Genomic DNA, 13,374 nt, shown 5'->3' on the forward strand with positions numbered 1-13,374 from the left:
GAGTTTCGGTGATGGGTGAGGTGGAATCGCGATGACTAGACCGGTACGGACGCGGCCGGTGCGGACCCGGCGTGCCAGGGTGACCGCGCTGCCGCAGCTGCTGGCCGCCGCCGTGGAGACCAATCCCGACGGTGTCGCCGTGGTGCTCGCCGACGCCGGGCACACTCTCGGCAGGCTGAGCTACGCCGAGCTCGACGAGCGTTCCAGCCGGGTCGCGCGGCTGCTGATCGACCGCGGTATCGGCGCGGGGGACCTGGTCGCCATCGGGATCCCGCGGTCGATCGAGTCGGTGCTCGCGGTGTGGGCGGTCGCCAAGACGGGCGCCGGTTTCGTGCCGGTGGACCCGAACTACCCGCCGGATCGAGTGGCGCACATGGTCACCGACTCCGGGGCGGTGTTCGGACTGACCGTCGCCGCGGTCGCCGACCGGCTGCCCGCGCACGTGGATTGGCTCGCCATCGACGACGACGCGATCGCGCCGCGGCTCGACGAGGTCTCCGGCGATCCCGTCACCAATGCCGACCGGCTGCGTCAGATCCGTGCCGAGGACCTGGCTTACGTCATCTACACCTCCGGCTCCACCGGCCTGCCCAAGGGCGTCGCGGTGACCCAGGCCGGGCTGGCCGGTTTCTGCGAGGAGCAGCGCCTGCACTACGGCGTCGAATCCACCTCGCGCACCCTGCATTTCGCCTCGCCGTCGTTCGACGCGTCGGTGCTCGAGCTGCTGCTCGCGGTCGGCGCGGGCGCGACCATGGTGATCGTCGACCCGAGCGTCTACGGCGGCGACGACTTGGCCGCGCTGCTGCGGCGGGAACGGGTGAGCCACGCGTTCATCACCCCGGCCGCGCTGGCTTCGATCGACCCTGTCGGTCTCGACGACTTCCGGGTGGTGGCCGTCGGTGGTGAGGCATGTCCGCCGGACCTGTTGCGCCGCTGGGCGATTCCGCTTGCCGATGGAACCCTGCGCGAGTTCCACAATGTCTACGGGCCCACCGAGACCACCATCGTCACCAATATCAGTGTGCCGCTCAAGCCCGGTGACCCGTTGACCATCGGCGGACCGCTGCGCGGCGTCGCGGAGTACGTCCTCGACGACCGGCTCGGCCCAGTACCGCCCGGCGTCACCGGCGAGCTCTACATCACCGGCGCCCAGCTGACCCGCGGCTATCACGCGCGGCCCGGCCTCACGGCGTCGCGATTCGTCTCGAATCCGTTCGACCCCGCCGGTTCCCGGCTCTACCGCACCGGCGACCTGGTCCGCTGGACCGCCGACGGTGCCCTGGAATACGTGGGCCGCAACGACTTCCAGGTGAAGATCCGTGGTTTCCGGATCGAACTCGGCGAGATCGACGCGGTGCTCTCGGCGCACGAGAGCCTGGACTTCGCGGCCACTGTCGGGCACGAACTCGACAACGGCGCAACGATTCTGGTGTCGTACGTGCACGCCGCGCCCGGAGCGACGGTCGACACCGCAGCGCTCACCGCGTTCGCCGAGCGCAGTCTGCCCGCGCACATGGTGCCGACCGTGCTGATGGAGCTCGACACCATCCCGCTGACCCCGGTCGGCAAGCTGGACCGGCGGGCACTGCCGGCGCCGGTGCTCGCGCACGCCGAATTCCGCGCTCCCGCAACGCCCGTGGAGCAGATCGTCGCGGGCACCTTCGCCCAGGTCCTCGACCTCGGCGCCGATACCCAGCTCGGTCTCGACGACGACTTCTTCGCCCTCGGCGGCAACTCGCTGCTGGCCACCCAGATCGCCGCCCGCCTCGGCGCCGCGCTCGACACCGACTTCCCGGTGCGGCTGCTGTTCGAGGCGCCGACGGTGGAGGCGCTGGCGCGGCGGCTCGCCGAATCCGCGGGTGCCGGTGCGCGCCCCGCGCTGGTCGCGGGGGAGCGGCCGGCGCGGATTCCGCTGTCGCTGGCTCAGCAGCGGATGTGGTTCCTCAACCAGTTCGATCCGGAGTCGGTCGCCTACAACATCCCGATGGCGGTGCGGCTCGGTGGCGCGATCGAGGTGGAGGCGCTGCGGGCGGCCGTCGGCGACCTCGTCGCCCGGCACGAGACCCTGCGCACCATCTACCCCGAGACCGACGACGGGCCGATCCAGCAGGTCCTGCCCGAATCGGCGGCCACGCCGCAGCTCGAGGTGCGCCGGATCGCCGCCGACGAACTGGTCGCGGCCATGCACGCGCTCGGTTCGTCCGGCTTCGATGTGCGCAGCCAGGTGCCGCTGCGGGTCGCGCTGTTCGAGCTCGGCCCCGACGATTCGGTGCTCGCCGTCGTCGTGCACCACATCGCCGGTGACGGCTCCTCGCTGACCCCGCTGACCAGGGACCTCATGCTCGCCTACGCGGCACGCTCGGCGGGCTCCGCACCGGACTGGGCGCCGCTGGCCGTGCAGTACGCCGACTACGCGCTCTGGCAGCGCGCTCTGCTCGGCAGCGAGGACGACCCGGCCTCGCTGGCCTCGGCCCAGCTGGCCTACTGGCGCGACGCGCTGGCCGGCCTGCCCGATCAGCTCGACCTGCCCGCCGACCGTCCGCGCCCAGTCGTCCAGTCCTTCGCCGGTGGCCGGGTGCCGATCGAGATCGACGCCGGCACCCACCGCGCACTGCTGGCCCTTGCTCGCGCCCAGGGCGCCACCCTGTTCATGGTGGTGCACACCGCGCTGGCGGTGACGCTGGCCCGGCTGGCGGGCACCGACGATCTGGCGATCGGCACACCCATCGCGGGTCGCGGCGAGGCCGCCCTCGACGATCTGATCGGCATGTTCGTCAACACCCTGGTCTTCCGCACCACCCTGCGGAAGGGTGAGCCGTTCACCGACCTGCTCGCCCGCCAGCGCGACACCGACCTGCAGGTGTTCGCCAACGCCGACCTGCCGTTCGAACGCCTCGTCGAGGCGATCAACCCGGCCCGCTCGACCGCGCGCCATCCGCTGTTCCAGGTCGGCCTGTCCTTCCAGAACCTCACCCGCACCGGCCTCGCACTCGGTGAACTCGCGGTCGAGGGCGTCGACGTGGATCTGGCGGTCTCGCAGTTCGACCTGCACGCCGTCGTCGCCGACACCTACGACGCCGACGGCGTCGCCCAGGGCATCAGCGGTGTCTTCACCTACGCCACCGACCTTTTCGACGAGTCGACCGCCCGCGATTACGCGGACCGTTTCGCTCGCGTGCTGGCAGCAATCGCCGCCACGCCGCAGCGCCCTGTCGACGAGCTGGAACTGCTCTCCGACGCCGAGCGCGACCGAATCCTGCACGGCTGGAACGCCACCGGTCATCCGTGCCCGCCCGCCACCCTTGCCTCGCTGTTCGCCGAGACCGCCGCCGGACGCCCCGACGGTGTCGCACTGGTCGACCACGACGGCACCCAGCTGAGCTACCGCGACTTCGCCGCGCGGGTGCATCGCCTCGCGCGGCACCTGATCGCCCAGGGCGTCGGCGTGGAAGACCGTGTCGCACTGGCGATCCAGCGTTCCGCTGATCTCGTCGTCGCCATGTACGCGGTAGCGCAGACCGGCGCCGCCTACGTACCGATCGACCCGTCACAACCCGCAGACCGGATCGGCCACGTGCTCGACACCGCGACCCCCGTCTGCGTATTGACCACGGCGGGATCAGGATTCGCCTCGGGCTCGGTGCCGGTGGTCGACATCGACAGCCTCGACCTGTCCGCGTTCCTCGGCGCGCCGATCGCGGCGAACGAGCGGCGTGGGGTGCTGCGACCGGAGAACACGGCGTATGTGATCTTCACGTCGGGATCGACGGGCAAGCCGAAGGGCGTCGCCGTCACGCACGGCGCGATCGTCAACCAGTTGCTGTGGAAGACAGCGGCTTTCGGGCTCGGCCGGGGCGATTCGGTGCTGCTCAAGACGGCGGCCACTTTCGATCTGTCGGTCTGGGAGTTCTGGTCTGCCGCGGTGTGCGGCGGCACGCTGGTGATCGCGGCGCCCGACGGGCATCGTGATCCGGCGTACCTGCTCGGTGTCATGGCCGAACGCGCGGTGACGACCCTGCACGTCGTCCCGTCGATGCTCGACGCCCTGCTCACCGAATCCGGCGGCACGCTGCCGTCGGCGCTGCGCCGGGTGCTGGCGATCGGCGAGGCACTGCCCGCCGCGACCGCACAACGCTTCCTCGCCGCGAGTTCCGCCGCACTGCACAACCTCTACGGTCCGACCGAGGCCGCCGTCTCGATCACCGATCACCGCGTGACGACGGCCGACCGCACGACAGTGCCGATCGGCGCTCCCGAATGGAACAGCCAGGTCTACGTCCTCGACGCACGCCTGCGCCCCGTACCGGTGGGCGTGTCGGGCGAGCTGTATCTCGCAGGCGCGCAACTCGCCCGCGGCTACTACGGCCGCTCCGACCTGACCGCCGACCGGTTCGTCGCCGATCCGTTCGCCGAGGACGGCGCCAGGATGTACCGCACCGGTGACCTCGTGGCATGGACCGCCGACGGCGAGCTGGAGTATCGCGGCCGCACCGACTTCCAGGTGAAGATCCGCGGCTTCCGCATCGAACTCGGCGAGATCGAGGCCGCGCTGCTGGCCGCACCGCAGGTCGCCCAGGCCGCGGTGCTCGCCCAGTCCGACCCGCAGCTCGGTGATCGGCTCGTCGCCTACGTGGTGCCCGCACCGGACACCGAACTGACCACAGCGGCAGCCAAAGCCGCGGTGGCGCAGGTGCTTCCGTCGTACATGGTGCCCGCGGCGTTCGTCGTCCTCGACCGGCTGCCGCTGAACGCGAACGGCAAACTCGACCGCGCCGCGCTCCCCGAACCGGTGCTCGAACCGCGCCACTACCGGGAACCGGTGGGCGAGAACGCGATCGCCGTTGCCGAGGTGTTCACCGAGGTGCTCGGTGTCGAACGTCCCGGCCTCGACGACGACTTCTTCTCCCTCGGCGGCAACTCGCTGCTGGCCACCCGGGTGGTGCACCGGCTGCGCGAGCGCACCGGCACCGAGCTCACCGTGGCAGCCTTCTTCGCCGACCCGACCGTGGCGGGCCTGGCCGACCGGCTCGCGGCCGGTCCCGCGGGCCTCGGCGGCGACCTGGACGCGGCACTCGCGGTGACCCTGCCCATCCGCCGCGGCGGCAGCGGGGAACCCCTGTTCTGCATCCACCCGGTCGCCGGTCTGGCCTGGGCCTACGCGGGCCTGGCCCCGCACCTGCCCGAGGACCGCCCGATCATCGGCATCCAGTCGCCCGCCTTGACCGACCCCGATTTCCGGCCCGCCACCGTGGACGACCTGATCGACCGCTACCTCGCCGAGATCAGGGCCGCCCAGCCGCAGGGGCCGTATCACCTGCTCGGCTGGTCCCTCGGCGGCGTCCTCGCGCAGGCCGTGGCCACCAGGCTCCAGGCGGCGGGGGAGACCGTGGCCTCGCTGACCATGCTGGACAGCCTGCCCGGCGCCGACCTGGCCCATTTCGGCGCAGAGTTGCGCGACGCCTTCCGCGAACTCGGCATCCCCGATCAGCAGCTCCCCGCCGCCGACCGGCTGTCCGCACTGGGCGACGAAGCCCTCGCCGCACTGCACGCGGCACTGGCCGGGTCGACGCCGATCTCGTTGCCGCGGTTCGTCGGTATGTACCGCGGCGCGTTGCACACGATCGGTTTGGTTACCCAGCTGACGCCTGCCCGATTCGTGGGTGATCTCACCTACTTCACCGCGCTGCGGACTGCCGGGACTGCCGCTGGTGGCGCCTCCCGGTGGCGGCCGTTCATCAGCGGCGTCATCGCCGATCATCCGGTCGACGTCAGTCATCAACAGATGCTCGACCCGGTGGCCGTGGCCACAGTCGGACCGGTAACAGCGCAGGTCATCGCCGTTTCCGACCGTTAAATCGATAGCTCCACGTAACAGGCTCCGGGCGGTTTACGATTCTGTTGCTGAGAGTTCGGTGTGTCGTGGCGCACACCTCGGCGAGGGTCGGCGACAGTGGTTAGGTATGACTATGCTGTGTCCGACTCGGCTGCCGGACGCGAGAGGTGTATTGGTCTGTGGAAACCCCCCGCCGCACGGGCCGTGCCGGTCGTCGACGTACCGTCGGCACGCCGCTGTTCGGTCAGTTGCTCACGGCCGCGGTCGAATCCGCGGCCGAGTCGATAGCTGTCCGCTACAACCCGACCGGGATGCCGGGTGGGGAGCGCGAGCTCACCTACCGGCAACTCGACGAGGAATCCTCGCGCCTGGCACGTGAACTCATCGACCGTGGCGTCGGCGCCGGGGATGTGGTCGCGATCGCGATCGCGCGGTCGATCGAGTCCGTTCTCGCGGTCTGGGCCGTCGCCAAGGCGGGCGCCGCCTATGTGCCGGTCGACCCGGCCTATCCGAGCGACCGGATCGCCCATATCGTCGCCGACTCCGGCGCGGTGCTCGGCCTGACCACCGCGACGCATCGGGCCACCCTCGGCACCGGCCTGTACTGGATCGAACTCGACGATCCGGTGGTCGCCGAGCGCATCGCCGTGCGGCCCGCGCACGCGGTGAGCTACGCCGACCGGGTCAGGCAGATCGACGAACGCCATCCCGCCTACGTCATCTACACCTCCGGCTCCACCGGCAAGCCCAAGGGTGTCGTCGTCACCAATGCCGGCCTCGCCGCACTGGTCGCCGCCGAGCGCGAACACTATGGCGTCGAACCGGATTCGCGGGTGCTGCACGTTTGCTCGCCGAACTTCGACGTGTCGGTTCTGGAACTGCTGCTGGCCTTCGCGACCGGCGCGACCCTGGTCATCTCGCCGCCGCGGATCTTCGGCGGATTCGAACTCTCGGATCTGCTGCGCCGCGAACGCATCACCCACCTGCTGATCACGCCGGGCGCGCTCGAGTCGGTCGACCCGGCCGGCCTGCCCGATCTGCGCACGGTCGTCGTCGCCGGTGACCGGTTCGGTCCGGAACTGGTCGGCCGCTGGGCCACCAACGGCCGCGCCTTCTACAACGGCTACGGGCCGACCGAGGCGACCATCCTCGCCACCAGCACCGCGCCGCTGCACGTGCGCGCGCCGATCACCATCGGCAGCGCGGTGCCAGGAATGGGCCTGTATGTCCTCGATGCCAGGTTGCGGCCGGTGCCCGCGGGTGTCGTCGGCGAGCTCTACCTGTCCGGCCCCGCGCTGGCACAGGGGTATCTGGGCAGGCCGGGGCTCACCGCGGAACGCTTCGTCGCCTCGCCGTTCGGCACCGGCAGGCTCTACCGCACCGGTGACCTGGTGCGCAGGCTCGAAACCGACGGGTCGCTGGAGTACCTGGGCCGCACCGACTTCCAGGTGAAGGTGCGCGGTTTCCGGATCGAGCTCGGCGAGATCGACAACGCGCTCACCGCGCATCCCGACCTCGACTACGCGGTCACCCTCGGCAAGACCATGCCCTCGGGCGCGACCGCGCTGGTGTCCTATGTGCTGCCCCGGGTCGGGCGCACGGTCGATACCGGCGAGCTGGCGGAATTCCTGTCCGGATCGCTCCCGTCGTACATGATTCCGGCCGTCATCATGGTGCTCGACGCGCTGCCGCTGACCTCGGTGGGCAAGCTCGATCGGGCCGCGCTGCCGACGCCGGTGTTCACCGCGCGCGGGTTCCGCGCCCCGGCCACCCCGGCCGAGCAGGTCGTCGCCGACGTGTTCGCCGCGCTGTTGCTGCGCGACGGTTCCGGCCGGGTCGGCGCCGACGACGACTTCTTCGAACTGGGCGGCGATTCGCTGCTCGCCGCGCAGGCCGTGGCCCGGATCGGCGCCGCGCTCGACGTGCGGGTCCCGGTCCAGGCCGTCTTCGAGGCGCCGACCGTCGCCGCCCTGGCGAACAAGGCCGAGCAGCAGCGTGTCTCGGCGCACTCGATCGCGCTGACCCCGCGGCCGCGACCCGCGCTGGTCCCGCTGTCGTACGCACAGCAGCGGATGTGGTTCCTCAACCGCTTCGATCCCGCCTCGGCGGTCGACAACATCCCCGTCGCGGTGCGCCTGTCCGGTCGGCTCGACCTGGCCGCCCTGCGCGCGGCCGTCGCCGACCTGGTCACCCGGCACGAGGTGCTGCGCACCGTCTACCCGGTGTCGGAGGGCGTCGAGCAGTCCGGCCTGGTGCTCGACGGTGAAGGCCATCAGGTGGTGCTCGCTCCCGGTGATCCGGCGGCGGCGCCGGAGTTCGACGTCGTCGAGGTGACCGAGGCCGAGCTGGGCGCGGCCATCGCCGCCGCCGCGCTGACCGGCTTCGACGTGACCGCGGCCCCGCCGGTGCGCGTCCGGGTGCTCGAGTTGTCGGAGACCGAGCACGTCGTGGTGTGCGTGGTGCACCACATCGCCGCCGACGGTTTCTCCTTCGCGCCGCTGACCAGAGACCTGCTGACCGCCTACGCCGAACGCCGTGGCGGTGGCGCGCCGCAGTGGCCACCGCTGCCGGTGCAGTACGTCGACTACACGCTGTGGCAGCGCGAGCTGCTCGGCGACGAGAACGACCCGCAGTCGCTGCTGGCCGCGCAGGTCGCGTTCTGGCGCCGGACCCTGTCCGGCCTGCCCGCACAGCTGGAACTGCCCGCCGACCGGCCGCGCCCCGCGGTCGCCAGCCGGGCGGGCGGCATGCTGCGCATCCAGGTGCCCGCCTCCGTGCACGCCGGGCTGGCCGCGCTGGCCCGCGAGCACAACGCCACGCTGTTCATGGTCGTGCACACCGCGCTGGCGCTGCTGCTGGCCCGGCTGTCGGGCACCCGCGACATCGCGGTCGGCACCCCGGTCGCCGGTCGCGGCGAGCAGGCGCTCGACGAGCTGATCGGCATGTTCGTCAACACCCTCGTGCTGCGCACCGAGGTCGACCCGGCGGCGAACTTCGTCGACCTGCTCCGCGATGTCAGGGCGGGTGACCTCGCGGCCTTCGGTCATGCCGACGTGCCGTTCGAGCGCCTCGTCGACCTGCTGGAGCCGGTGCGCTCGACCGCGCGGCATCCGCTGTTCCAGGTGATGCTGACCTTCCAGAACCTGGCCCGCACCGACCTGGCGCTGCCCGGACTCGCCGTGTCCGCCGCCGATTTCGCGGTGCCGCTGGCGAAGTTCGACCTGCAGGTGGAGCTGGCCGAGCAGATCGGCGCCGACGGCGCGCCGCAGGGCATGGCCGCCTCGTTCGTCTACGCCACCGACCTGTTCGATCACGCGACCGTCGCCGATTTCGCCGACCGCTGGACCCGGGTGCTGGCCGCGGTGGTCGCCGATCCGTCGGTGCCGGTCGGTGATATCGATGTGTTCGCCCCCGGCGAGCGGGAACTGGTTCTGCGCGAAGGTGATTCGCCGGGCATCGCGGTCCCGGAGGTTACCTTGGCCGACCTGATCTGCGCGCAGGCGCAGCAGCGGCCGGACGCGATCGCGGTGCGGGCCGGGGAGCGCTCGCTCACCTTCGCCGATCTGCTCGGCCGCGCCTCGGCGCTGGCCCGCACGCTGATCGCCTACGGCGCCGGCCCGGAAACCCTGGTGGCCGTTGCCGTTCCGCGCACCGAGGAGTTGCCGGTCGCGCTGCTCGCCGTGCTGCTCTCCGGCGCCGGATACCTGCCGATCGACTCCGGATATCCCGCGCAGCGCCTGGAATACGTCCTCGCCGACGCGAAACCCACTGTGCTGCTGACGACGTCGTACGAGCGCGACCTGGTGCCCGCCGACCTGCCGGTGGTGCTGCTCGACGAGGACCTCGGCTATTCCATCGAGCCCCTGCGCCCGGCCGAGCGGCGCGCGACGCTGCGCCCGGACCACCTGGCCTACGTCATCTACACCTCCGGATCCACCGGCCTGCCCAAGGGCGTCGGCGTCAGTCACCGCAATGTCCTCGAGCTGTTCGCCAACACCCAGCTGCAGTTCCACTTCGACCCCGACGACGTGTGGACGGTGTTCCACTCCTTCGCCTTCGACTTCTCCATCTGGGAACTGTGGTGCGCGCTCGCGGGCGGTGCGTCGGTGGTCGTGGTCGACCATGTCACCTCGCGCTCGCCGATCCAGTTCAGGGAGCTGCTGGCCCGCGAACAGGTGACCGTGCTGAGCCAGACTCCGACCGCGTTCGCCCAGCTCGACGAGGCCGACCGGGCCGCCCAGGCCGCGGGCGCGGCGCCGCTGCCGCTGCGCTACGTCGTCTTCGGCGGCGAGGCGCTCGACCCGCGCAAGCTCAGCCGCTGGTACGCGCGCTACGGAACCGATGCCGCCGCACCGCAATTGGTGAACATGTACGGCATCACCGAGACCACGGTGCACGTCTCGCATCTGACGATGGACGCGGGCGCCGCCGAACTGCCGAGCAGCCTGATCGGACGCGCGCTGCCCGGCCTGTCGGTGGCCGTGCTCGACGACCGGCTGCGGCCGGTGCCGTTCGGCGTCGCCGGTGAGCTCTACATCGCGGGCGGCCAGCTCTCGCGCGGCTATCTCGGCAAGCCGGGTCTGACCGCGACCCGCTTCGTCGCCGACCCGTTCGGTCCGCCCGGTTCCCGGCGCTACCGCTCCGGTGACCTCGGCCGCTGGATCGGTTTCCGCGGCACGCCAGTCCTGGAGTACGGCGGTCGCGGCGACCAGCAGGTGCAGCTGCGCGGGTTCCGGATCGAGCCGGGTGAGATCGAGGCAGCGCTGCTCGGGGTGCCCGGCGTCGGCCAGGCCGCCGTCGTCGTCCGCGCCGACGAGCACGCGGGCGACCGGCTGATCGGCTACGTCGTCCCGGTCGACGGCGTGGCGCTGGACCCGGTCGCCGTGCGCGCCGAGGTCGCCGAATTCCTCACCGGCTACATGGTTCCCGACGCCGTCGTGGTGATTGCGAGCCTGCCGCTGACCGCCAACGGCAAGCTCGACCGGGCCACGCTGCCCGCACCCGAGTTCACCGCGGCCACCGCCTTCCGCGCGCCGACGACGCCGATCGAACTGAGCGTCGCCGAGGTCTTCGCGACGCTGCTCGGGGTGCCCGAGGTCGGCCTGGACGACGACTTCTTCGACCGTGGCGGCAACTCGCTGCTGGCCACCAGGGCCATCGCCCGCATCGACCAGGCGCTCGGCACCGATCTGGTGGTCCGCGACCTGTTCGAGGCGCCGACCGTCGCCGCGCTGGCCGCCCGGGTGCGGCCCGGCGAGGTCGCCGCACCGCGGCCGCCGCTGACCCCGGCGCAGGATCGTGGCGTCATCCCGCTCTCGCCCGCCCAGCAGCGGATGTGGCTGCTCAACCGGATCGACCCGGATTCCCCGGCCTACAACATCCCGCTGGCGCTGCGCCTGCGCGGCGCGCTGGACACCTCGGCGCTGCGCTACGCCGTCGCCGACGTGCTGGAACGGCACGAGGCATTGCGCACCCGCTTCCCCGCTGGCCCCGACGGGGTGCCGTACCAGGAGATCCTGCCGGTCAGCGCGGTCCTGCCGACCGGGCTGCCGATCGAGGAATGCGACGACCCGCGCGATCGCGTGATGTGGCTGCTCGCGGGCGGTTTCGATGTCACGGAGCGAATTCCGTTGCGGGCCGGGCTGTTCACGGTCCCGACCGACGATCCGCTGGCCGAGGAGGAGCACGTGCTCGCCGTGGTGGTGCAGCACATCATCGCCGACGGCGCCTCGCTGGCGCCGCTGGCCCGCGACCTGGTGATCGCTTACCGGGCCAGGGTCGAAGGCCGCTCGCCCAGCTGGGCGCCGCTGCCGGTGCAGTACGCCGACTACGCGCTCTGGCAGCGCGAAGTGCTGGGCGAGGAGACCGACGAGAACTCCACCGCCGCACGGCAACTCGACTTCTGGCGGCACACGCTGGCCGGGCAGTCGGGCACCGTCGAACTGCCGCACGACCACCCGCGTCCGCCGCACGCCTCGCTGCGCGGCGCCGATGTGAGCACCACGCTGCCCGCCGAGGTGCACGCGCGGCTGGCCGAGATCGCGCGCGGCCACAACGCGTCGCTGTTCATGGTCGTGCACGCGGCGCTGGCCGTGCTGCTGTCGCGAGTCTCCGGCAGTACCGACATCGCGATCGGCACCCCGATCGCGGGCCGCGGCGAACCCGAGCTCGACGATCTGGTCGGCATGTTCGTCAACACGCTGACCCTGCGCACCCAGGTCTCGCCGCTGCGCGGCTTCGACGAGCTGGTCAGCACGGCCCGCGAGGTCGACCTGGCCGCGTTCGCCAATGCCGACCTGCCGTTCGAGCGGATCGTCGAGGAGGTGGCGCCCACCGGCACCGTCTCGCACAACCCGCTGTTCCAGGTGGTGCTGTCCTTCCACAACACCGAGGCGCCGGTGCTGCGGCTGCCCGGGCTCACCATCGAGGCGCTGGACCTGGCCGCCCGGCCCGCCAAGTTCGACCTGCAGGTCAATGTGGAGCCGCGGCTGACCGAGACGGGCGAACCCGCCGAGCTCGGCATCGTCTTCACCTACGCCACCGACCTGTTCGACGAGCACACCGTCGCGGCGTTCGCGCGCGGATTCACCGAGATCGTCACCGCGGTCGCCGCCGACCCCAGGGTCCGCATCGGTGACATCGATCTGCGCGACGCGGGGGAACGCGAACGCGAACTGACCGCGGCCGCCTATGCCCCCGCGCCGTCGGCCAACGGCGCCGCGCTGGCGCAGGAACTGGCCTCCGCGGTGGAGGAGGATCCCGAGGCTCCCGCCATCGATCTGGGCGACACCGAGCTCGCCTATCACCAATTCGATGCCCGCTCTTCCCAATTGGCGCGCTCGCTGATCGCGCGCGGGGCGGGCCCCGGCACGGGTGTGGCGGTGCGCCTCGATCGCGGGGTGAACGCGGCGATCGCCACCTGGGCGGTGCTCAAAGCCGGTGCCGCGGTGGTACCGCTGGTGGTCATGGACGCCGAGCTGCCCGACCGGCTCGAGGTGAAGCTGGGCCTGACGATCGATATCCTCGACGCGCCCGACGGCCTGGACTGGTACGACCTGGCCGACCCCGCGCTGAAGGCGGAGCTGGCCGCGGAGTCGCCGCGCCCGATCGGCTACGCGCATCGCACCCGCGCCCTGCGTGGTGACGATGTCGCCTTCGTCGGCGGTGGCCGCACGCTGAGCTACGACGAGCTGGCCGGGGCCGCCGAGCGGGTGGCCCAGCGGACCGGGCTCAGTTTCGAATCACGGACGAGGGCAGCGGGGCGGCCGGATTCGGTGGCCGGTGTGCTGGAGATCGTCGCGACCGGAATTGCCGGCGCGACGCTGGTGATGGCGCCGGACGACGACGGCGAGGACGAGGTGAGCCATGTGTTCACCGAGGCGGCGGTGGCGGTGGCCGCACCAGGCGACGGCGCCGGTGCGACGATCGTCGCCCTGAGTGAAATGATCGGCAACGCCGGGCAGCCGCACCAGCGGCGTGCGGCGGTCGGGATGGATGGATAGGTGCAGGTGCGCATGACCGGGCAACGGCTAGTCGACTCC

Annotated in this window: 2 protein-coding genes; both read left to right on the forward strand. The window is 71.5% G+C overall.

Going from position 1 to position 13,374, the window contains the following annotated elements; all coding sequences use genetic code 11:
* Positions 1-58: 58 nt before the first annotated feature.
* Positions 59-5,854: a non-ribosomal peptide synthetase gene (locus IEY60_RS19625; RefSeq protein WP_189031285.1), complete on the forward strand. Its 5,796-nt coding sequence runs from the start codon at positions 59-61 to the stop codon at positions 5,852-5,854.
* A 158-nt stretch (positions 5,855-6,012) separates the two neighbouring features.
* Positions 6,013-13,335 carry a non-ribosomal peptide synthetase gene (locus IEY60_RS19630; protein ID WP_229739966.1) on the forward strand — a complete coding sequence of 2,441 codons (7,323 nt, stop codon included), beginning with the start codon at positions 6,013-6,015 and terminating at the stop codon, positions 13,333-13,335.
* Positions 13,336-13,374 lie beyond the last annotated feature (39 nt).

It is taken from the genome of Nocardia rhizosphaerihabitans (assembly GCF_014646295.1).
GTDB classification, from domain to species: Bacteria; Actinomycetota; Actinomycetes; order Mycobacteriales; family Mycobacteriaceae; genus Nocardia; species Nocardia rhizosphaerihabitans.